We start from the raw sequence: 20,676 nt of genomic DNA, 5'->3' as shown, positions 1-20,676 counted from the left end.
ATAGTCAGGCATGGCAAAAAAACCGGTTACCTCACGCAGTGGTCGTTTCTTCAAGCTTGCCGGCATGACTGCCTCAGTGGCAGGCCAGTATGCAGGCCAAAAAGCCCGCAGCATGTTCAGCAGCGAGAATGACGACGGCGCACGAAGCGAAAGCTATACCCGCATGGCTAATCGTATTACCGACACCCTCGGTGAAATGAAAGGTGCAGCCATGAAGGTGGGGCAGATTGCGTCTCAAACACAGGACTTCCTGCCCCGGGAGTTTTCAGATGCGCTTCAAAAGCTGCAGAAAGAAGCCCCCCCTATGCCGTTCGAGATTATTCTTGAGCAGATAGAAAGCGAGCTGGGCAAGCCGGTTGGCGAGTTGTTTGAGTATCTTCAGGAAAAACCCTACGCCGCAGCCTCCATTGGCCAAGTGCATCGTGCCCGGCTGCACGATGGCACAGATGTCATTGTGAAGGTGCAATATCCGGGTGTGGATGAATCCTGTGATTCCGACCTGAAGCAGTTGCGCCTGGCGCTGAAGCTTGGCGGCTTGCTGAAAATGCCGAAAGAATCCGTGGATCAGCTTTTCAATGAAATTCGCGAGCGCCTGCGGGAAGAGCTGGATTACGAGAATGAGGCTCGGAACATTGAGTTGTTTCGGGCGTTTCACAAGGATGATCCATGGGTGGTTATTCCTGCGGTTATCTCCAGTCACTCTACCCGCCATGTGCTTACGTTGACGCTTGAAGAAGGCGATCATGTGAGCGAGGTGACACCGGAACGTTACGATCAGGATACGATCAACCTGATTGGCCACCGTATGTTTACGACTATGGCAGACCAGCTATTCCGCTTTCAGTGCATTCATGGCGACCCTCACGCAGGGAATTTTGCCTATCGGCCTGATGGCAGCATTGTGATGTACGATTTCGGCTGTGTTAAGAAGCTGAAGCCGGAGATTGTTCAAGCTTATCGGAATGCGGTTACGGCGGCTTTGGCTGAAGATTATAAGGCGCTGGATGCGTATCTGATCGATTTGGGTGCAAGGGTTCAAAGCCAGCCGGCGATTGATGAAGCTTATTATGCCATGTGGCGGGATATTCTTGTGGTACCGTTTGATTCCGAGCAACCTTATGATTTTGGTGAATCGAGTATTCATAAGCGGGTGGCGGCGAAGACGAGTACGGTGTTCAAGTATCTGGATTCGTTCAAGCCGCCGGTTGAGAGTATTTTTATTGACCGGATGATTGCGGGGCACTATTGGATGCTGAAGCGGCTGGGGGTTCAGGCGGCTTTTGGGGAGGAGCTTCGTAGGTATCTTGCCGAGTCATCTTGAATTCTGGTTACGGTGCTAACGGCCTTGGCGGGAGATGGCTCCCAAAACACGCTGTGGATACGTCCGTGTACGCTTGGCTCCGCCATCCATGGCTCCGCACAGTTTTGGGAGCCATCTCCCGCCAAGGCCTATCGTACAATTGAGTTCGCTGCTCTATAAACTCTTCACAAATTTCCAAACTACCTGACGCCGATACTTATCTGGCCAAGAAATTTGCTGCCCATTCGGCAACGCCCTCTCCTGCACCTTTTCTGATAACCCTTGCGCGGGAAACAGCCGCCGTTTCGCCGGGGTCGATCACCGTAATCGGTACATCCCGCTCCACTTCGTGAATCAGTCCCGCTGCGGGATAAACCTGCAGCGAGGTTCCTACGATCAGCAGGTCGTCGGCGGTGCGAACTATGTCGGCGGCCGCTTCTAGCATGGGGACTTCTTCGCCGAACCAAACGATGTGAGGGCGGAGTTGTTCGCCGTGTTCGCAGGTTTCTCCTACTTCTATGTCTCGGTAGCCTATGTCGTAAACCAGTTCCGGGTTGACGGAGCTTCGGGCTTTGGTGAGTTCGCCGTGAAGGTGGATTACATTGCTGGAGCCGCCGCGTTCGTGGAGGTCGTCTACGTTTTGGGTGACGATGGTTACGCGGTGATGCTGTTCCAGCGCACCCAGCAATGTGTGGGCGCGGTTTGGTTGCACATTGGCGAGTTGGCGGCGGCGTTCGTTGTAGAAGCGCAGGACTAACTCGCGATTGCGGGCGAAGGCTTCGGGGGTGGCAACGTCGTATACGCTGTGCTGCTCCCAAAGCCCACCGTTATCGCGGAAGGTGGAGAGGCCACTTTCGGCGCTGATGCCAGCGCCGGTGAGTACTACGATATGCCGTTGCATTAGTCGAATATCTTTCCTGGGTTGATGATTCCGTTGGGGTCAAATACTTGCTTGATCCCTCTCAGGTAGGCAATTTCTGCTTCGCTGCGAGTGTATTGCAAGTAGGGCTTTTTGGTCATGCCCACGCCGTGTTCGGCGGAGACGCTGCCCTGGTACTTCTCAACGATTTCGAACACCCAATTGTTAACCTGCTGGCATTTTTCGAAGAAGTCTTCTTTTGCCATGCTTTCAGGCTTGAGAATGTTGAGGTGCAGGTTGCCATCGCCTATATGGCCAAACCAGATGATTTCGAAATCCGGGTATTGCTCTGCCACCAAGGCGTCAATTTCCTGCAGAAACTCCGGAACTTTGGAGACAACCACAGAAATATCGTTCTTGTAGGGGAGGCGGGGCGCAATGGATTCCGAGATGCGCTCTCGTAGCTGCCACAGGTTCTGGGCCTGGGTTTCGCTCTGGCTGATGACCCCGTCCAATACCCAGCCTTTTTCCATGCATTGCTCAAACAGGCTCATGGCGTCGTCCATCACCTGATCTGAGGTCGCTTCAAATTCCAGCAACGCGTAGTAAGGCGCTTCGGTTTCGAAGGGAGCGGGCACTTGGCCGTGGGCGAGCACGTGCCCTATGGCTTCGTGGGAGAAAAACTCGTAAGCGGTCAGGTCAAGGCCGCTCTGGAAGGTTTTGAGCACATCCATGGTGTTGCTCAGGTCGTTCAGCCCAAGAACCAGTACGGTGAGGTTGTTCGGTTGGCGCGTCAGCTTCATGGTGGCTTCTGTAATAAAGCCGAGTGTACCTTCCGCACCGATGAAGAGATGACGCAGGTCGTAGCCTGTGTTGTTCTTCTCCAGGTCCTTGTTCAGCTCGAGAATATCACCTTTGCCAGTAACTACTTTCAGGCCGGCCACCCAGTCTCGGCTCATACCGTAGCGGATTACTTTAATGCCGCCTGCATTCGTCGAAATGTTTCCACCCAGCTGGCTGGAGCCGGCTGACGCGAAATCCACCGGATAATACAGCCCCTTGTCTTCCGCAAAGTTCTGCAGCTGTTCTGTTACAACACCCGCTTGGCAGCGAACCAGCCGGTCGCCGGCACTGAAATCCAGGATCTGGTTCATGTTATCTAAAGCAACGACCACTTCCCCATTTGCTGCCACTGCGCCTGCGCTGAGGCCGGTACGACCACCTGATGGAACCAGCGCCACGCGATTTTCATTGGCGAAACGCACCAGGGCCTGAACCTGTTCCGTGGTTTTAGGAAGCGCCACGGCAATCGGATCAGGCGCGTAAATTCGCGTCCAGTCCTTGCCATAATTCTCGAGATCGGCCGGGTCAGTCAGGATCTTTCCAGGCGCTTCACCGGTCGCTAACAGCTCTTTCAGGGAGGCAATGATCTGTTCAGAGTTCATGAATGCATCAGTCTCGTCGGGGTTGGGCCGAATTCTCTTGAAAAAAGCGTTTCAGATAACAACTTATCCGCTCACTTGATCCAGACGAACCGGCACGCTGTGAAAAGTTGCTTTTATGGTATCATACCGCCCCTGTTCTGTGAGCCAGCCCCGACAATCACTGGCTGCAGGTGATTTAATGCCACGAAAGGTTCGGAAACAAAGCCCATGTCAACGACGTCTCTCGAAAAGAGCAAAATCCGGATTCTGCTGCTGGAAGGCGTGCACCAGTCCGCACTGGACACCCTGAATGCTGCAGGTTACACCAACATTGAGTACCTCAGTCACTCGCTGGCCGAGGAAGATCTGATTGAGAAGATTGCCGATGCGCATTTTGTCGGCCTTCGCTCCCGCACTCAGTTGACCGCAAAGGTATTCGAGGCTGCCAAAAAGCTGGTTGCCGTGGGCTGTTTCTGCATTGGCACCAACCAGGTGGATTTACAGGCTGCAACCCGCAAGGGTATTGCGGTATTCAACGCACCTTTCTCCAACACCCGCAGCGTTGCTGAACTGGTTTTGGCGCAGGCCATTCTCCTGCTCCGCGGCGTACCCGAGAAGAGCGCCAAGGCGCATCGTGGCGAATGGCAGAAATCTGCCAAAGACAGCTATGAAATCCGCGGCAAGAAGCTGGGCATTATCGGTTACGGCAACATCGGCACCCAGTTCAGCGTTCTGGCTGAAGGATTGGGCATGGATGTGTACTTCTATGATGTGGTTTCCAAGCTGCCTATTGGCAATGCCACTCAGGTTGGCAGCTTGCAAGAACTGCTCAACATTTCTGATGTTGTGAGCCTGCATGTTCCTGAAACACCAGCCACCAAGTATATGTTCAAGGCTGAGCAGCTGGCGCAAATGAAGCCTGGCTCTATTTTGATGAACGCCTCGAGGGGCACAGTTGTTGATATCGATGCGCTTGCGGACTCCCTGAGAAGCGGCAAACTGCTGGGTGCCGCAGTTGACGTTTTCCCGGTGGAGCCAAAATCGAACAACGAGGAATTCGTATCCCCACTGCGCGAGTTCGACAACGTTATTCTGACACCTCACGTAGGTGGGTCCACCATCGAGGCTCAGGAAAACATTGGTCGTGAAGTGGCCGAGAAGCTGGCAATGTACAGCGATAACGGCACGTCTGTGTCGTCTGTTAACTTCCCGGAAGTTGCGCTGCCTTCACACCCGAACCAGCACCGCTTGCTGCACATTCACGAGAACGTGCCAGGCGTTATGTCTGAAATCAACCAGGTATTCTCCGACAACGACATCAACATTTGCGGCCAATACCTGCAGACCAAGGAAGACATTGGGTACGTGGTGATCGATGTCGATAAGGCCTACGGTGAACTTGCTCTGGAGAAACTGCTCCAGGTGAAAGGTACCATTCGCGCTCGCGTCTTATTTTAAGCAGCATGCGCCAATAAAAAACCGGAGCAGCAGCTCCGGTTTTTTTATGCCCGGCAAAGCCGGAACCTTGGTTGTTGGCAAGTTACTACATGGGAACCAGGGTCAGTTCTACACGGCGGTTTTGTTCGCGCCCAGCTGCGGTGTCATTAGAAGCTATGGGATAACGCTCGCCATACCCAACTGCACGGGTGCGCCGGGGCTCAATGCCTTGGTTAAGCAGAAAGTCCCGCACAGAGCCGGCACGACGTTCGCTGAGCAGCTGGTTGTAGCTGTCGGCGCCGGTGCTGTCTGTGTGGCCTTCAATCTGAATAACGGTCTTGTCGAACTCTTTCAGCACTAACGAAACAGACTCAAGCGTACCGGTGAACCCGGAGCGAATGGACGACTGGTCCGTATCGAATGTGATATTACCGGGCATTACCAGCTCAATCTGATCGCCGTTACGTACAACCCGAACGCCAGTGCCTTTCAGCTTGTGTCTCAATTCTGCTTCCTGGCGGTCCATGTAGTAGCCAATGCCGCCACCCACAGCTGCACCGCCTGCTGCACCAATGAGTGCACCTTTACCGCGGTCGCTTTTGCTTGAGGTGGCCGCGCCTACAGCTGCGCCGCCGATAGCGCCGATGATGCTACCTTTCGTTGCACTCGAGGTTTTCTCCTCATCGGTGTAAGGATCATAGGTCATGCAGCCGGCAAGGCCCATAGTCGTTACGGCTACTGCAAGCATTGTTTTTTTCACGCAATTCTCCTGTGGCAGTTTTTCTTCAGGCGCCATTCCATTAGAAAGCTTCCAGTGCCAGCCCCTTCCAGGTTCTGACTTCAAGCGTTGTCAGGAGCGCCCGCTGATGAATGTTCAAACGTATCGATAATTGTATTGAATACAGTTGCCTGTAAATCCTTGGCTTCATTAACCAGATGGTGACGTCCGTCGGCAATCCTCACCTCTTCCACCGCAGAAAATTTATTGCGGATAATTCTCAGGTTGTGCTGCCAGTCTACCGTTTGGTCTTTTTCACCTTGAACCACCGTAACCGGGAAGTTCACTGGGCGAGCCGATTCAATGTGCGGTATCCATGTTCGTAGCGCGCTTACCCAATCCACATGAACGGCTCTGGCCTGCAGTGGGTCATGCTCACGCAGGAAGCGTAAAAAGCGGGTGTTACCGCTATTCTCTGCAAAGACACGCTGCCACCGGGTGATAAACGGCTTCACCAAGGTGTGCAGTACCTTGGCGCCAAGCCACCCGGCGGGGCGCACCAACGGCGCCAACAAAACCACCTTCCGAAACTCCGACGTCTCTGTGGAATGGTGATTAGACAAGAGGTAGTCAATCAATATGGCACCTCCCGTACTCTGCCCCACCGCAAACCAGGGGCCGCGAACTTTGTCGCGCACCTGACTCAGAACTTCTGACAACACTGCCTGATACTCCAGGAAGCTGCCAATAGCTGCTGGCGTGCCATTGGAGAGTCCGTGGCCCGGCTGATCATACGCCAGCACATCAAAACCGGCTCCGAGGCAACGATCGATCAACTGGGTGTATAAACCAACGTGATCAAAATAGCCGTGCAGAATAAACACCGTACCCCGTTTAGCCTGAGACTCCGGCAGCCGGAAATAGTGCACCATGACCTCATGCTCATCGGCCGTTACATAGCCTTGATGATACGCAACTTCCGGATGCTCCACCCAAAGATCCAGGCCATAAAACCGGCAATAGGCCACCATTTCTTCACTGAGTTCTTCACGCCCACCCGGATCAAAAGGCTCCAGCCTCTTCAAAAGAGAGCTGCGATCCCAACCAGGTATTTCTATGGTATCTGTTTTCCAGTACACGTAGAGTTAAACGCCTGTCATGAATAGATAATACGAATTAAGATGCACAATCCTAACCCATAGCGGGGGCATAACACAGATGTTGCAACACCTAATTGAAACCGCACTGCGCCAAACCATGACCCGTTTGGTTCGGCCCGCACTTCACCCGGCAATTCCGGTTTCAGTTCAGCGCACGCTAATACGCCAGGCTTACCGCAGCTCGGTTCCGCCCCGCGACAGCCGCTTTCAAACAGGCACCCTGGCAGGCCTTTCGGTAATCCGAAGCTCTTTCGGAAAGGTTACCCGCGGTGCGGTGCTTTACCTGCACGGCGGTGGCTATATTATCGGTTCTGCCACTACCCACAAAGGCCTTACCGGCCACCTGGCCAAAGCCACTGGCTGCATAGTGGTTACACCAGATTACCGCCTTGCGCCGGAGCACCCTTTCCCGGCTGCTCTGGACGATGCAGAAGCAGCTTGGCGGGCGCTGATAGACGACGAGGGCTTTACGCCAGGGCAGATTGCCATAGCAGGCGATTCAGCGGGTGGTGGACTGGCGATTGCATTGGCCATGCGGCTGCGAGATAGCAATCAGCCACTACCGGCTTCGATTACGATTTTTTCACCCTGGACCGATCTCACCCAGAAAGACCTGTACTCCCCCGAATGTGAACCCGTGCTGCAAGCACATTGGACAGCAAAAGCTGCAAAGCTCTACGCTGCGCGGGAATCCCTGAGCCACCCGCTTATTTCACCTGTGTTCGGTAACTTTGAGGGCCTACCTCCGCTGCTGATCCAGGTCGGTAGCCAGGAGATTCTGCTTAACGATTCGGAACGCCTTGCAAAAGCAGCCCGGGCCGCAGGGGTTGATACGCAACTGGAGGTGTACAACGGCCTTTGGCATGTATTCCAGGTACATAGCGGCCAGTTAAGCCGTGCCACTGCTGCCATAAAAGCAGCAGGCAAACATATCAAAACGCATCTGGAAGACTGACGTCACCCTGAACAAGGGCTTCTTTGCGCTGCCTTGGCCACTGCTTGATATGCCACTCCAACTTTGATGCCCGGCTCCGATCCCCCGCAGGCAAGTTAAGCACCAGTTCCAGCGGGCCTTTGCCTCTCAGGCTTCGTGCGCCTTTGGGTGCGCCGGCCTGATGCTCGGCAAAGCGGCGAGGGACATCGGTGGTTATGCCCGTATAAAGCGCACCACGGGCGGTTCGAATCATATAAATATACCAGTCACTGGGCATCTGCCAACTCCTGCTTCCACTCTTTCACCTTCTTCTGCTGCAGCCAAAGCCCTCCCATGATCAACACCAGGCCAATATAGGTGGACGGTAAAATCTGTTCGCCCAGAATAAAATAGATGAATACCAGCGACAGGAAGGGCGAAATAAAAATCAGGTTACTCACCCTGGAGGTGTTTTCGGCCTTTTTCATCGCGTAAGACCAGAGCACAAAGGCAATGCCCATCTCGAATATGCCCACATAAAGTGCGGCGACCAGAGAGCCGGTTACCGGCAGAGACAGGCCTTCTGTCCACCAACAGATCAGGGCGATCACCGGGAGACCGAACAAGAAGTTCAGGAACAGGCCAACTACAGGGTCCCGGGTATCGCGGGTAGCAATAATCCAATAGGAGGCCCACACCAGTGTGCTGCCTATGGCCAGAGCGACACCCAAAGGGTCTGAAAAACTCAGGGATGTCACCGCACCCCGGGTGGCAATCACCACCACACCGGCATAGCACACCAGGCCAGCCAGAATATCCAGTTTGCGCAGACGATGCCCTAAAAACGGCACGGACAGGTAGGCCAACACCAGCGCCCAAGTGTAGTTCAGCGGCTGGGCCTCCTGTGCCGGTAGCCGGTCAAATGCGCCGAAAAGAAAAAAATAGTACAGGCACGGATTTATCAAGCCCATGCCAAACGATTGAATGTACTGTTTTTTCTTGAGCGAAAACACCAGATGCCAACGCTTTTGCAGCATCAGGATGATGGCCATAACCACCACAGACGCAGTGCAAGCCACCAACAGCATTTGCACTGGCGCCAGGTCTGCCAAGGCCAATTTGAACGCTGTGGCAACGGTAGACCAGAGCAGAACCGTGCCCAGCCCGTACATCATGGCTGTTTTCTGATCTTTCATTGCGCTTCTCCTTTTGGCACGCTTGCGCCACCTCTCACTGAATCCTGATATTCGTTGGCCCCGGGGTCCGATTCATCCGCCGCCAACCAGCGGTACAAGGTGCGCCGGTTAATGCCCAGAACCTGAGCAGCCCGGCGCTTATTGCCGCCCACTGCCTTCATTACTTCCGCCACATAGTTTTGCTGGAGGGTGTCCAGTGTGGGCCATGTGGAAATGCTCTCAGCTGTGGATGTAGTTTGTGGACTATCTGCCGCACCCTGGCGCTTGCGAATTCGCTCCGGCAGATGATCGGGCTGAATCGTGTCGCCTTCACAAAAGGTCACCGCCCTCTCGATAGCGCTGGCCAGTTCGCGGACATTTCCCGGGAAGGGATAGTCCATCAGAGTGCGGGAGCTGACTTCACTGAGCTTCAAAAACCCGCGCTGGTGCCGCCGCGCGGCTTCCCGCAGAAAGTGCATGGCAAGCAGATCGACATCATCCCCCCGCTCTCGCAGCGCAGGGATGCGAAGGCTCAGGGTTTCCAACCGGTAGTAAAGATCCTCCCGAAAACTGCCCTCGCTCACAGCTTTCAGCAGATCCACGTGGGTGGCGGCCAGAATGCGCACATCCACCGGCTCTTCCTGATCCGAGCCCACCGGTTTTACCATGCCCTCCTGCAGCACCCGAAGCAGTTTTGCCTGCAAGGCGAGAGACATTTCGCCAATTTCATCAAGCAACAAAGTGCCGCCGTGCGCTTCTGCAAACAGACCTTTCCGGGCCTGTCGGGCCCCGGTAAACGCGCCTGCCTCGTGGCCAAAAAACTCACTTTCCATGAGTTCTGCCGGTATGCCCGCACAATTAACCGCCACAAACGGCTTGGCACTTCGTTCGCTGGCACGGTGAATGGCTCGTGCCACCAACTCCTTGCCGGTTCCGCTTTCGCCGCAGATCAATACCGCGGCCTCACTGCGGGCAATTTGCCGAATTTCGGACCGGAGCCGGACCATGCTTTCGTGCTCGCCAATCAGCCCAAGAGATTCTTCTGCACTGCTGTGGGCTAGAAACTGCTGAAGCTGCTTTGTAAGATCGGCCTGGGTTAGCAGCCGCCTTATTTTCAGGCGCAGGTGATCTGTCGACAAAGGCTTGGTGAGAAAATCATCCGCCCCGGCTTTCAATGCCTCAACGGCCTGATCAACCGTTCCAAAGGCGGTGATAATTATAAAAGGCAGGCTGAGGCCTTCGGCCTGCGCGGTCTTGAGAAGCTCCAACCCGTCGCCATCGGGCAGGCGGAGATCGGACACCACCAAGTCGGGTGTTTCGGACTTGAGCATCCCGCAGGCCTCGTTTACGGTTCCCGCGCGGCTTACGCTGTAGCCATCCAGAGCAAGCTCCTCGCTCAACAGCAGGCCCAGGCTGGCATCGTCTTCCAGCAAAAGAATTTTTGCCTTGTAGTGGCTCATACCTCTGTCTCCACTGGCCAGTACAGGCTCATTCTGCACCCTCCTGATCCGCTGTCTGTGATTTCAATCCGGCCTCCATGTTCTTTAAGTACACTGCTAACCACCGCCAGCCCCAGCCCCGTGCCTTCTCCGGCTGGCCGGGTACTGTAGAAGGGCTCAAACACAGCGTCCCGCTTTTCCGCCGCTATACCCGGGCCATCGTCCTCAACCCGCACTTCCCACTCGTTATCATAACGATGCAACGACAAGACCACCTCTGTACTGGCGGCCTGACAGGCGTTGCGCACCACGTTCAAACACGCCAGCTCCAGCCTTACGGGCTCCGCTCTGATACTGGCCTCCATCTCCAGCCCTTTACTTAGCAGGCGTTTGCCACGACATTTTTCGTCTTCAGCCGCGCGTTCCAATACATCCTTGAGGATCGAATCAAGCCGGATAGGCCGCCTGGAATCCGGTACATGGCGGAAACAGTCCAGAAGCTGCTGAATAATGGTGGTCATGCGCCCCACTTGATAGCCGATATCGTCCAGTTGCCGCCGCTGTTCGTCTGTCAGTTCGTGCCGGGCCAGGATGTTGGCGCGCCCTTGAATCACATTCAAGGGCGCGCCCAGTTCGTGAGCCACCCCGCCCGCCACTCGGCCGATCATGGCGATTTTTTCCTGATATTCCAGGCGCTCGGCCAATTGGCGTTCGGTGATTACCCGCTGCTGTATTTCCTCTTCGGCCCGAGCCATGCGCTGCCCCATATCCCGCACACCACCGTAAATCTGCCGTAATTCCCGGGGGCCGGAGGGTTCCGTATCAAATTGCCAGTTGCCCGGCGCCAACTCGGCCATGGCGGTCAATAGCCGGCGCACATGGCGGCCAACCGTTCCATAGTGCCCAAGCACCACCACCAGGATGACCGTTACCGCCAGGGCCGACCAGATAGACGCAGCCCAAAGACGGCTGGATGCCAGCAGTTCATGAAAATCACTGCGCCTGCGGGTGATTTGCAGCAACCCTTGTATGCGGCCATCGTCCGCCACCAATGGCGTGAAGTGGGAGAATACGGATTGCCCATCCACCCGCCGAAAGGCGCCCCCAAGCTCGCCACTGTTTATAACCTGTTCCGCACTGGCACTGTTACCCACGTCGGTATCCGCCAGGCCAAGGCTGGCAATTCGGGCTCCGGCTTTATCGAAAACCGATGCCCCGGAGACACGACCAATGCGGAAGATCGATTTAAGAGAATCGCCGATCACCAGCTCGTCTTTTTCCTGCATGGCACGGGAGAGCGGACCGCTGGCAGCGCGGGCCACCAGTTCCAGATCTTCCTGCAAGCGATCATTCAGAGCGCGTTCTACAGCCCCGAACCCCAGATATATGGCAAGGCCTCCGATGGTCAGCAAAGGGACAACAATGCTCAACACCAGGGTGAGTTGTATCGATCCAAACACCTGGCCAGCACTTCTGAGAGACGGTTTCATTCAGGCTCCAACAGCATAATTGCCACACATTTCTGCCACATGTGGCATTTCGCCACAACCCTCATTACCTGAGATTAACCAAGACGAACACACAACCCGTTGTTTTGTATATAAAATACCAAACACCCGAAAGCTGGCACAGCGTTTGATAAGTCTCTAGTGAACGCAAATCAAACAGGAGAAGTCGATCATGAACAAGCTACTCGTATCCATTACCGCCTCTGTCGCCCTGCTGGCTGCCGCTCCTGCCATGGCAGAACAAAACCCTGTAGCCACGGGAGGCTCTGAAGGCTATTCAAACCCTGCAGCCGCAGGTACGCAGAACACCCATTACAACGACGCTGAACTGAAACAGTTCATTAAAGCTCAGGAAGGGATCTCAGAAGTGCGTGAAGAATACATTGAGAAGATTGAATCAGCGGATTCCCAGCAAAAAGCCCAAAAGCTGCAAATGGAAGCAAACGATGAAATGGTAACGGTTATCGAGGACTCAGGCATGGATATCCCGACCTATAACGCCATTGCAACGGCCTATAGCAGTGAGCCAAAGGTACGCAACCGTATTGACGCGCTGATGTAAGCGCCAGTCGCAGCCGTAAAAACTGCTCATCAGTTTAGCCCCGCCACGCGGGGCTTTTTGCGTCCAGCCCCCTCCACTAGAGGTTAGTTGACAGACACGGGCGCGGAGACGAACTTGACTCCCTGACGTGCCAGTTCCGCGGAGCCACGTGCTGTCAGTTCGGAAATAAACTGGAACTGATCTTTGGGGTCAAAGGGATAAGCCTTCAGCCGGTAGTGCATGCCCCAAGGTTTGTTGAACACAATCACCAGCACAGGCTGCCAGGTTTTGGTTCGCGGGCTGGTAAAGGCAATGTCCCGGAGCAGATCACGCACCTGGCTGACATCATGATTAGCCTCCAGATGAAAATCTGCCACACACATGAGGTTATCCGTGCCGTCGTTACCGTTGGCAATCAAGGAGTTCCACAGTTTGTTGTGGGGAATGATCACTATCGTGTCGTCGGGAGTAATAATCTCGGCAGCCCGCGTATTGATGGCTCGCACCTGGCCGTATTGTCCATCCACTTCAATCCAGTCGCCTGGCCGGTAAGGCATTTCATAAAGGGTAACAATGCCGGCGATCAGGCTGTTGGCGTAATCCTTGAACGCAAAACCCAGCGCCAGGGCCAGTGCACCAAAAATAGCCACCATGTTTTCGAACGACGGCTCCACCAAAATCGGAACTACGATCACGATCGTGGCCAGAATAATCAGCAACCGAAGCAGAGGCACAGATGCCAAGAGGTAGAGGCGTGGCTTGCCGCCCAGCTTTTCTGCAACACGTGGAAGTACCTTTTGAACCGCAACGGTGATCAGAGAGGCAATAACGACAACCAGCAAAGCCTTCAGCAGCGCCTGGCCGGTTATAGAGGCAAAGGCAGCCTTGATTCCAAGATCATCAATCATACGAACTCCTAGAACTGGTCAAGGGGAAACCCCCAACTCTGCAGATGGCGCCTGACAGTGGGGTATCCGATAGGCGTAACCTGCCAACGCCCGTCAAGCTGGTCGCAGCTTACCAATTCCGCACGCTTTAACCGCGACAGCACCAGGCTCAACTCGTAGGTGGAGACACCGGTAACTATCTCCAGCGATTCCGCATCAAGGCCGTTATGCAGTAACAACCCATGCAGAATAAAACCGGTAACACCTTCCTTGCTTTGGGGCATATTCGGGAGACTCAGCCGACCCAGGGGTACAACCCAGCAATCCGCTGCCTCGCTGTGCTTGTGTGCTTTGTCCTCGGCCTCCTCCAGCTTGGCATCGTCATCGGGCCGTGCCCGCAAGGCCCTTTGCCAAATGGCCAGAGCCACACCGGGGTTACCTCGGGAAGTCGCTGCAAGGTCACGCAAAAAAGTGCTGTATTTGCGTTTTTTGGATTTTTTGTCGTTTTCGGCTTCGTCTGTTTCGGGACAGGGCAGCACATAAAGGCCGTCGCCAGTCATTCTAGCCACCACCGGTGAGTCGCTTTTACCGGATGCCAGGTAGGTAAACCAGATACCCAGGCGCTCGGCCTCCATGGGTGCAGGTGTCCAGGGCGACATCTGGGCATTCTCAAGATAATGCCCCCAGTACCGCCAGCACCAACTGGAGCTCCCCACGATACCCGCCCCCGTATTGCCATTCGCGATACGACGAAATAGCTCTTTCACCAGAGCCAGACCTGAAAGGCTCCGCAGCCAGAAATCAGCAAGCTCGGGGATCACCCAGGGGCGAGACAAATCCTGCTTATCCCACCATTCACCAGCCTCATGATCGTTAAATGAAAGGGTTTTGGGCGGTGCAATGATGCGCCATTTCTCACCATCTCTTGCAATGGAGTCTGGCTTTTCAGGTGCTGAAAACCGCGCAAGCGCCTGCGCCACCCCGGAAAAAGGCGGCGCTACCAGGCAGACAACTTCGCGGCTGAGCGAGCCCTCGGAGCGTGCCTGCCTCAGACTACAAGCAATAGCCTCAGCCTGGTGTGAATAATCCGGCTCTGGTGCCAGCCGCCGCTGCTGGGCAGCAGACAGTTCTGGCAACTCATCCATGCTTTCAAACGGTTCTTCCGCCTGTGAAACCCCTGCCCTCAATTGTTTGAGGGCATGACGAATCGCATCCTTGAGCGATCGCCGCACGGATGTTTGCGGCAGCGCCCACTGGTCGGCTGGTATTAGCCCACCGGGGAGACAAGAGTCGGCCGTGTTGTCGTTGGTTTTGTCCTTCAAAAAAACAGCTCCTGCGTGACCAGCCGCTACCCTGTTTATTCAGGCACCAGCCAGCCGTGTTCGTGGGAAAGGCCCAGTGCAGACTCGCCTGCAACACCATCAATCATGGCAGAAAAACGGTCATCAAACCCCCATGGTGGGTTAACCACCAGCATGCCGGAACCTGTCATGCCTCGCTCGGGAGGTGTTTTCAAGTGCACCTCACTGCACCACACTTTGCGCAGCGGGCTGTCTTTTACTGCTTGTTTCAACGTAGCTTGCAGGCCGCTGGTGAGAACCGGATACCAAACAAGATAGACCCCGTGGCGACACTTCTGCCAGGCTTTTTGCAGGGTAGCTGCTACATCGGAATATTCGGTTTTTATTTCATAGGAAGGATCAATCAGTACCATCAGCCTGGGTTGCGCGGGAGGCAGTTGCCTCAATAGCCCCTCCAGGCCATCTTCGTGCAACACCCGCACCTTCTGGTCCGCCGCCCAACCAGCAAGCTGTCCACTTTCCGTGGGGTGCAGTTCGAAAGCTGTCAGCGAATCACCCGGGCGCAGGAACTGACGAAACCAGACGGGCGAGCCGGGATACACCGTCAGCGGCTCCTCTCCAGCGTTGAACCGGGACAACACCTTCAATACCAACGGCCAATCTTCAGACACCAAACTGTTACGGCTCGCCCAAAGCTTTTGAACGCCCGAATCCGCCTCTGCCGTTTTCCGTGCTCGCTCGCTCTTCAGGTCGTAGATGGCGCTACCCGCGTGGGTATCAAAGCAGGCAATGGCGGACGCCTTTGTCTGCATCATAGATAAGGCCAGCGTTAGCGCCCCATGCTTCTGAACATCGGCGAAGTTTCCGGCGTGAAAGGCGTGAAGATAACTCAGCATAGATTGACTCCCTGTTAACAGAATCCATTAAGCCCGAGCGCGCACCTTCAGCGCAAGGAATCCTCGGCATAGCGCTCATTGACCCAGTGCAAAAAACGCTTGCACCTGACAGCCTCAGAAAACATAATTGCGAATGATAATGCATCCCATTACTTTAACCATCCCGCAATCCCGGAGTTATTAATGATAGCCATGTTTCGTCCAGCCCCTCTTGCGCTCACTATTGCCGCTGTCCTGAGCACTGGCTGCGCCAGCACTCAATCAGAATCCGCAGCATCCCAGCCTGCCACCAAAGCCACAGTTGTGGAGCACTACGCAAGTCTGGCCCATGCCGGTTATGAAGATGCATTGATTACCGCCAAAACTCTGGACGAAGCTACCGACCGTTTGATCGCCAACCCCACAGCAGCCAACTTGCAAGCCGCTAAAGAAGCATGGTTGGCTGCTCGTGTTCCTTATCAGCAAACAGAAGTATTCCGCTTTGGCAACGCGATTGTGGACGATTGGGAAGGCCAGCTGAACGCTTGGCCTCTGGATGAAGGGCTGATCGATTACGTGCAGGCCGACGACTACCAGTATGAACTGGGCAATGCGGGCGCAACCGCCAATATCATTGGCAGCACAAGCGTGAATGTGGGCGGCGAAACTCTGGATGTAAAAAACCTCACACCAGAGCTGCTTGCCAACCTGAATGAGATCGGTGGTTCAGAAGCAAACGTGGCGACCGGCTACCATGCCATTGAATTTCTGCTTTGGGGGCAAGATCTGCACGGCTTTGAGGCTGGCAGCGGCGAACGCCCAGTAAGCGATTACGCCAAGGGTGCTGACTGCACTAACGGAAACTGCGGGCGTCGTGGGGAGTACCTGGATGCAGTAACTGATCTTCTGGTTTCAGACCTTGAATGGATGGTTGCTCAATGGGCACCGGAAGCCTCAGACAACTACCGCAGCCAGCTTATGGCCGCCGATGCCAACGAAGGTGTGCAAAAAATGCTGTTCGGCATGGGCTCTCTGTCGCTAGGCGAACTAGCTGGTGAGCGCATGAAGGTGGCTCTTGAAGCCAACTCCTACGAAGACGAGCACGACTGTTTCAGTGATAACACCCACAACTCGCATTATTACAATGGCCAGGGCATTCAGAACGTCTATACCGGCAACTACCGCCGTGTAGACGGCAGCCTGGTATCTGGTCCGTCGCTATCTGCCTTGGTCGCCCAAACCAACCCCGAGTTGGACGCTCGGCTGAATGCGCAACTGGAGGCTTCTATGGAAGCATTGGGCGTAATGAAAGCCAAAGCCGAATCAAACCAGAACCCCATGCCCTTTGATATGATGATTGCACCGGGTAATGCGAAAGGCGCGAGTATAGTGAACGGCGCAATTATGGCATTGGTGGAGCAAACCGGCTCCATTGAACAAGCCGCTCGTCAACTGGGCCTGGAAGCCTTGTCACCAGATGACGCTGGCCATGCATTCTGATAATCCGCGAAAAGAAATGACCGGGATTAAAAAAACACCTGTGCTGTTGCTGCTGGCCTTATGCCTGCCTGCTCACGCAGGCTTCCCATTGCAGGATACGCCTCTCACAGGTGGGGAGGGCACGGTTGAGCAGTTCGACACCAACGCCTACTCCCTGCCCCAAGGCAACCTTTCCATGACCAAGCGCCTGGATTTCAGCGTAGGCAACAGCTTTTTCCGCAATCCCTGGGTTGAAGCGCCGGCCAGCACCACGGCACGGGATGGATTAGGCCCTTTGTTCAATACCAACTCCTGTCAGGGCTGCCATATCAAAGACGGCCGAGGCCACCCTCCGGGGATAGATGAACCACCCGTATCCCTGTTTTTGCGCTTGGCTGTTCCGGCCGACCCGGAAACAGATGCAGACATTCTTCTGACCCACGGATTCAAACCGGCGCCGGTTTACGGGAGCCAACTACAAACCGCTGCCCTGCCCGCCGCCAAGCCAGAAGCCGATATGGTGCTGACATGGAACATGCTAACCAAAACCCTGGCTGATGGTACCGAGGTAGAACTGAGGGAACCGGTTTATCGCATAGAGAACCCCAACTATGGCCCTCTGCCCGAGGATCTTCTGATTTCACCCCGGGTCGCGCCGCCCATGATTGGAATGGGCCTGCTCGAAGCCATCCCGATTGCCGATCTGGAAGCCCTGGCCGACCCTCAGGATGAAAATGGCGACGGCATTTCCGGCAAACTCAATCAGGTATGGGATCTTGAAACCGAGCAGACAGTGCCTGGCCGGTTTGGCTGGAAAGCCGCAGAGCCCAATGTGCACCAGCAAAGCATGGGTGCGTTTGCCGGCGATATGGGACTAACCTCCAGCCTTAAGCCAACCACCGACTGCACGCCAGAACAGGAATGCGACCGTTTCCCTGACGGTGGTCAGCCGGAAGTCAGCGACAAGATCGCAAACTTTGTTACCTTCTACGCAAAGAGCCTGGCAGTGCCCGCCCGGCGCAACATGGAAGATCCATCAGTGCAAAAGGGCGCACGGCTCTTTAACGAAACCGGATGTGCCGGGTGCCATACTCCCAGGCACACCACCGGAACAGACCCGGACCGCCCGGACCTGAGCAACCAGACCATCTGGCCCTATACCGACATGCTGCTGCACGATATGGGCCCTGCCCTCGCCGACGGCCGGGATGAGTTTCTGGCCAATGGCAACGAGTGGCGCACCCAGCCTCTCTGGGGCATTGGCCTGGCGCAGACCGTTAATCCGCAAGCGGGTTTTTTACATGATGGCCGGGCACGCACTCTTGAAGAAGCCATTCTCTGGCACGGCGGGGAAGCCGCTCCGGCGGTGGCGCGTTTCAGCGGGTTCAGCGCCAAAGACCGACAGGCACTGATCGATTTTCTGAATTCCCTTTGATGGAGCCCTACATGACGCGACTGACCCTGGCTATTTTCCTCGCCTCATCACTGGCTGCCTCCCCACTGATGGCGGCAAATGCCAACAATACTGATACGCCGACTGCTGAATACCGCAAGCAATGGCACAGTGACATTCTCACGGGTTATCAGAATCTGGCGGCACAAAGCCAAGCTTTGGCAACTCAGGCAACGACCTACTGCCAAGCCCCGTCATCTGAAGGGTTTGAGCAAACGCAACAGGCTTGGCTGGAAGCATTTCTGGCCTGGCAGCAGGTCCGTTTTGTGGATTTCGGCCCGGTAGAACAGGGGAATCGCGCCTGGCAATTCCAGTTCTGGCCAGATCCCAAAAACCTGGTGGCCCGCAAGGCCTCCCACCTGCTTAAAGGCGATACGCCGATCACACCTGAAAAAGTCAGCGAATCCGGCGTTGCTGTACAGGGTTTTCCAATGGCGGAGTACTTGCTGTACGACCAGGCATTCAATAATGGCGAAGAAGCTTTGCCAACCGGTCGCAGTTGTAAACTACTGGTCGCCGTAACCCGCCATATCGCCGGCAATGGCCAATCGTTGGCGAATGACTGGAAGGGCTTTCAGAGCAACTACCTTGGCAGCCATCAGTACACGGATACAACCATCCGATCTGCCATGGCCGGGCTGGAGATACTTGAGGAGCGGCGTTTGGCTACGCCAATGGGGCTGCGCGGCAATGGCAAGCGCTCGGTTTACGCCGCCGATGCCTGGCGCAGCGAAGCTAGTCTTGCCGCCATAGACGCCAGTGTTCGAGGGCTCAAACAAAGCTTCCTGCCAGCTTTCTCTAAACTTCTCAACGACCGGGAGCAAACCGAGCTGGCCGAGCAGATCGAGCAAGGGTTTAACGAAGTACTGGCCAACTTCCCGGAACTCGACCGTCCAATGGCCCCCCTACTCGCTGACGACAACGCCTACAAAATGCTGCAAAGCCTGTATATCGACGTCACTCAGCTGACCTCGCTGGTGAACGACCGGGCAGCTGTTGAACTTGGGGTTGTGCGCGGCTTCAATTCCAGCGACGGAGACTGAGGAAAGGTCCATGCCTGAACTGACTCGCCGAAGCCTTATTAAAACCGCCCTCGCCGGCAGCGCAGCTTTCACTCTCTCCGGCTGCAGCATACTGCCCCGCAAAGCCGCCAGCCATAGCCCTCAGCAATACACGGGTGCCGTCGGTTTGCCTGGCGACCGCTTCGCTGTGGGCGCGATTGCGCCAGACGGCAAGATGCTTTGGCAATCACCGGTCAACACTCGCTGCCACAGCGGCTGCAACCGTCCTGGCACTGCACAGGTCGCGTTCTTTGAGCGCCGGCCTGGCTGGGCATTTTACGTGCTCAATAGCACATCAGGCGAACGGCTGCACCGCATTATCGCCGCCGAAGGCGAACACTTTGTGGGCCATGGGGTGTTCTCACCAGACGGTCGATACCTGTATGCCCCGGCGAACCGCTACGAACCCGGGGAAGGGATCATTGCGGTGTACGATAGCCACCGCGGTTATCAACGAGCCAACACCTTTGAGCTGAACGGCATAGGCCCGCACCAGATCACGCTGCACCCGGACGGCCAAACATTGATTGTCGGGCTGGGCGGTATTCTTACCCACCCGGATTACGATCGCATCAAACTCAACCTGCCCACCATGAAACCTGCGCTGGTGATGATGGACAGGGGCTCCGGCGAGATTCTTGGCCGATTCCAGCCATCCCACCATCAGCTAAGCACCCGACATGTGGATGCAGCGCCCGACGGCACTCTCTATGCGGCCTATCAATATCAGGGGCCAGCCCATGAGCTGCCGCCGCTTGTGGCTCGTTACCGCAACGGGCACTACGAAGAGATCGACCTGGGTGAGGATATTCACCGGGCGCTGGGCAATTACATTGCCAGCATAGTCGCCCACCCCGAAAACGACTTGGTGGCCATTGCCTCGCCCATCGGAGGCACAGCGCTGATTTTCAACAGCCGCTCAGGGGCGATTATCGAAAAAGCCGCCATCCCGGATTGCGCTGGCGTTGAAGCTCTGGCCGGCGGAGACTTTCTGGTGTCCTCAGGCCGTGGCAAACTGGTGCGAATAGGCAAGGGCAAGCCAGCAAAAGAGATTGCCAGCATGCCGGTTCAGTGGGATCACCACCTGGTGTAAAAGCGTTGATGTGCATTCCGGGGTTCAGAGGAGTAGATCCTGCTGGTATCCTT

19 protein-coding genes are annotated in these 20,676 nt (G+C 55.5%); 8 read left to right on the top strand and 11 right to left on the bottom strand.

Features of this window, described 5'->3' with window-relative positions:
• Positions 1-10 precede the first annotated feature (10 nt).
• A complete protein-coding gene (locus CDH47_RS04285) occupies positions 11-1,321 on the top strand; it encodes an ABC1 kinase family protein (protein ID WP_100638562.1) in 1,311 nt (436 codons plus the stop codon).
• A gap of 196 nt (positions 1,322-1,517) precedes the next feature.
• Here CDH47_RS04285 and CDH47_RS04280 read toward each other — a convergent pair whose 3' ends face one another.
• Both CDH47_RS04280 and CDH47_RS04275 read right to left on the bottom strand, forming a co-directional pair.
• On the bottom strand, positions 1,518-2,201 hold the full coding sequence (locus CDH47_RS04280; protein ID WP_100638561.1) for an SIR2 family NAD-dependent protein deacylase: 684 nt from the start codon (positions 2,199-2,201) through the stop codon (positions 1,518-1,520).
• Entirely contained in the window at positions 2,201-3,604 is a 1,404-nt protein-coding gene (locus CDH47_RS04275) for an FAD-binding oxidoreductase (protein WP_100638560.1), read from the bottom strand. Before CDH47_RS04275 ends, CDH47_RS04280 begins: the two co-directional genes overlap by 1 nt.
• A gap of 207 nt (positions 3,605-3,811) precedes the next feature.
• Between CDH47_RS04275 and serA the strand changes: the two genes are divergently transcribed.
• Positions 3,812-5,041, top strand: a complete 1,230-nt coding sequence (serA, locus tag CDH47_RS04270) for a phosphoglycerate dehydrogenase (RefSeq protein ID WP_100638559.1) — start codon at positions 3,812-3,814, stop codon at positions 5,039-5,041.
• A gap of 85 nt (positions 5,042-5,126) precedes the next feature.
• Here serA and CDH47_RS04265 read toward each other — a convergent pair whose 3' ends face one another.
• Both CDH47_RS04265 and CDH47_RS04260 read right to left on the bottom strand, forming a co-directional pair.
• Positions 5,127-5,780 (bottom strand): YiaD family glycine zipper/OmpA-like lipoprotein, encoded by a 654-nt coding sequence (locus CDH47_RS04265; protein WP_100638770.1) that lies wholly within the window; start codon positions 5,778-5,780, stop codon positions 5,127-5,129.
• Positions 5,781-5,860: 80 nt separating this feature from the next.
• The gene (locus CDH47_RS04260; protein WP_100638558.1) at positions 5,861-6,877 is read right to left on the bottom strand and encodes an alpha/beta hydrolase; all 1,017 of its coding nucleotides are present in this window, start codon (positions 6,875-6,877) and stop codon (positions 5,861-5,863) included.
• A gap of 79 nt (positions 6,878-6,956) precedes the next feature.
• Between CDH47_RS04260 and CDH47_RS04255 the strand changes: the two genes are divergently transcribed.
• Positions 6,957-7,853 carry an alpha/beta hydrolase gene (locus CDH47_RS04255; RefSeq protein ID WP_100638557.1) on the top strand — a complete coding sequence of 299 codons (897 nt, stop codon included), beginning with the start codon at positions 6,957-6,959 and terminating at the stop codon, positions 7,851-7,853.
• Here CDH47_RS04255 and CDH47_RS04250 read toward each other — a convergent pair.
• The 4 genes from CDH47_RS04250 to CDH47_RS04235 are packed head-to-tail and all read right to left on the bottom strand — an operon-like array spanning position 7,831 to position 11,915.
• The gene (locus CDH47_RS04250) at positions 7,831-8,109 is read right to left on the bottom strand and encodes a GIY-YIG nuclease family protein (RefSeq protein WP_100638556.1); all 279 of its coding nucleotides are present in this window, start codon (positions 8,107-8,109) and stop codon (positions 7,831-7,833) included. The genes CDH47_RS04255 and CDH47_RS04250 overlap by 23 nt on opposite strands.
• The gene (locus tag CDH47_RS04245) at positions 8,099-9,007 is read right to left on the bottom strand and encodes a DMT family transporter (protein WP_100638555.1); all 909 of its coding nucleotides are present in this window, start codon (positions 9,005-9,007) and stop codon (positions 8,099-8,101) included. The genes CDH47_RS04250 and CDH47_RS04245 overlap by 11 nt, the downstream gene beginning before the upstream one ends.
• On the bottom strand, positions 9,004-10,446 hold the full coding sequence (locus tag CDH47_RS04240) for a sigma-54-dependent transcriptional regulator (protein ID WP_100638554.1): 1,443 nt from the start codon (positions 10,444-10,446) through the stop codon (positions 9,004-9,006). The genes CDH47_RS04245 and CDH47_RS04240 overlap by 4 nt, the downstream gene beginning before the upstream one ends.
• Entirely contained in the window at positions 10,443-11,915 is a 1,473-nt protein-coding gene (locus CDH47_RS04235) for an ATP-binding protein (RefSeq protein ID WP_100638553.1), read from the bottom strand. The genes CDH47_RS04240 and CDH47_RS04235 overlap by 4 nt, the downstream gene beginning before the upstream one ends.
• 190 nt (positions 11,916-12,105) lie before the next feature.
• On the opposite strand from CDH47_RS04235, the gene CDH47_RS04230 reads away from it, so the two are divergent.
• Positions 12,106-12,495 carry a DUF4168 domain-containing protein gene (locus CDH47_RS04230; RefSeq protein ID WP_100638552.1) on the top strand — a complete coding sequence of 130 codons (390 nt, stop codon included), beginning with the start codon at positions 12,106-12,108 and terminating at the stop codon, positions 12,493-12,495.
• 83 nt (positions 12,496-12,578) lie between these two features.
• Here CDH47_RS04230 and CDH47_RS04225 read toward each other — a convergent pair whose 3' ends face one another.
• Genes CDH47_RS04225 through CDH47_RS04215 form a run of 3 tightly spaced genes read right to left on the bottom strand, consistent with a single transcriptional unit; the run spans position 12,579 to position 15,558 of the window.
• The gene (locus CDH47_RS04225) at positions 12,579-13,382 is read right to left on the bottom strand and encodes a mechanosensitive ion channel family protein (RefSeq protein ID WP_239985562.1); all 804 of its coding nucleotides are present in this window, start codon (positions 13,380-13,382) and stop codon (positions 12,579-12,581) included.
• Positions 13,383-13,390: 8 nt separating this feature from the next.
• Positions 13,391-14,683, bottom strand: a complete 1,293-nt coding sequence (locus tag CDH47_RS04220) for a hypothetical protein (RefSeq protein ID WP_100638551.1) — start codon at positions 14,681-14,683, stop codon at positions 13,391-13,393.
• Between the two features lie 35 nt (positions 14,684-14,718).
• A complete protein-coding gene (locus CDH47_RS04215) occupies positions 14,719-15,558 on the bottom strand; it encodes a 23S rRNA (adenine(2030)-N(6))-methyltransferase RlmJ (protein WP_100638550.1) in 840 nt (279 codons plus the stop codon).
• 192 nt (positions 15,559-15,750) lie between these two features.
• On the opposite strand from CDH47_RS04215, the gene CDH47_RS04210 reads away from it, so the two are divergent.
• The 4 genes from CDH47_RS04210 to CDH47_RS04195 are packed head-to-tail and all read left to right on the top strand — an operon-like array spanning position 15,751 to position 20,623.
• The gene (locus CDH47_RS04210) at positions 15,751-17,037 is read left to right on the top strand and encodes an imelysin family protein (RefSeq protein WP_100638768.1); all 1,287 of its coding nucleotides are present in this window, start codon (positions 15,751-15,753) and stop codon (positions 17,035-17,037) included.
• A 16-nt stretch (positions 17,038-17,053) separates the two neighbouring features.
• Positions 17,054-18,451: a di-heme oxidoreductase family protein gene (locus CDH47_RS04205; protein WP_100638767.1), complete on the top strand. Its 1,398-nt coding sequence runs from the start codon at positions 17,054-17,056 to the stop codon at positions 18,449-18,451.
• Between the two features lie 11 nt (positions 18,452-18,462).
• Positions 18,463-19,512, top strand: coding sequence for an imelysin family protein (locus CDH47_RS04200; RefSeq protein WP_239985561.1), 1,050 nt, complete (start codon positions 18,463-18,465; stop codon positions 19,510-19,512).
• Positions 19,513-19,522: 10 nt separating this feature from the next.
• A complete protein-coding gene (locus CDH47_RS04195) occupies positions 19,523-20,623 on the top strand; it encodes a DUF1513 domain-containing protein (protein WP_100638548.1) in 1,101 nt (366 codons plus the stop codon).
• Positions 20,624-20,676: the final 53 nt, after the last annotated feature.

It is taken from the genome of Marinobacter salexigens (genome assembly GCF_002806945.1).
GTDB classification, from domain to species: domain Bacteria; phylum Pseudomonadota; class Gammaproteobacteria; order Pseudomonadales; family Oleiphilaceae; genus Marinobacter; species Marinobacter salexigens.
Note: the sequence above shows the minus strand (reverse complement) of the source record. Positions and strands in the feature narration are given on the sequence as shown.

Excerpts from the sequence above, each read along its gene's own strand:
- CDH47_RS04285 (WP_100638562.1), top strand. The coding sequence starts at position 11 with ATGGCAAAAAAACCGGTTACCTCACGCAGTGGTCGTTTCTTCAAGCTT.
- CDH47_RS04280 (WP_100638561.1), bottom strand. The coding sequence starts at position 2,201 with ATGCAACGGCATATCGTAGTACTCACCGGCGCTGGCATCAGCGCCGAA.
- CDH47_RS04275 (WP_100638560.1), bottom strand. The coding sequence starts at position 3,604 with ATGAACTCTGAACAGATCATTGCCTCCCTGAAAGAGCTGTTAGCGACC.
- serA (WP_100638559.1), top strand. The coding sequence starts at position 3,812 with ATGTCAACGACGTCTCTCGAAAAGAGCAAAATCCGGATTCTGCTGCTG.
- CDH47_RS04255 (WP_100638557.1), top strand. The coding sequence starts at position 6,957 with ATGTTGCAACACCTAATTGAAACCGCACTGCGCCAAACCATGACCCGT.
- CDH47_RS04250 (WP_100638556.1), bottom strand. The coding sequence starts at position 8,109 with ATGCCCAGTGACTGGTATATTTATATGATTCGAACCGCCCGTGGTGCG.
- CDH47_RS04245 (WP_100638555.1), bottom strand. The coding sequence starts at position 9,007 with ATGAAAGATCAGAAAACAGCCATGATGTACGGGCTGGGCACGGTTCTG.
- CDH47_RS04240 (WP_100638554.1), bottom strand. The coding sequence starts at position 10,446 with ATGAGCCACTACAAGGCAAAAATTCTTTTGCTGGAAGACGATGCCAGC.
- CDH47_RS04235 (WP_100638553.1), bottom strand. The coding sequence starts at position 11,915 with ATGAAACCGTCTCTCAGAAGTGCTGGCCAGGTGTTTGGATCGATACAA.
- CDH47_RS04230 (WP_100638552.1), top strand. The coding sequence starts at position 12,106 with ATGAACAAGCTACTCGTATCCATTACCGCCTCTGTCGCCCTGCTGGCT.
- CDH47_RS04225 (WP_239985562.1), bottom strand. The coding sequence starts at position 13,382 with ATGATTGATGATCTTGGAATCAAGGCTGCCTTTGCCTCTATAACCGGC.
- CDH47_RS04215 (WP_100638550.1), bottom strand. The coding sequence starts at position 15,558 with ATGCTGAGTTATCTTCACGCCTTTCACGCCGGAAACTTCGCCGATGTT.
- CDH47_RS04210 (WP_100638768.1), top strand. The coding sequence starts at position 15,751 with ATGTTTCGTCCAGCCCCTCTTGCGCTCACTATTGCCGCTGTCCTGAGC.
- CDH47_RS04205 (WP_100638767.1), top strand. The coding sequence starts at position 17,054 with ATGACCGGGATTAAAAAAACACCTGTGCTGTTGCTGCTGGCCTTATGC.
- CDH47_RS04200 (WP_239985561.1), top strand. The coding sequence starts at position 18,463 with ATGACGCGACTGACCCTGGCTATTTTCCTCGCCTCATCACTGGCTGCC.
- CDH47_RS04195 (WP_100638548.1), top strand. The coding sequence starts at position 19,523 with ATGCCTGAACTGACTCGCCGAAGCCTTATTAAAACCGCCCTCGCCGGC.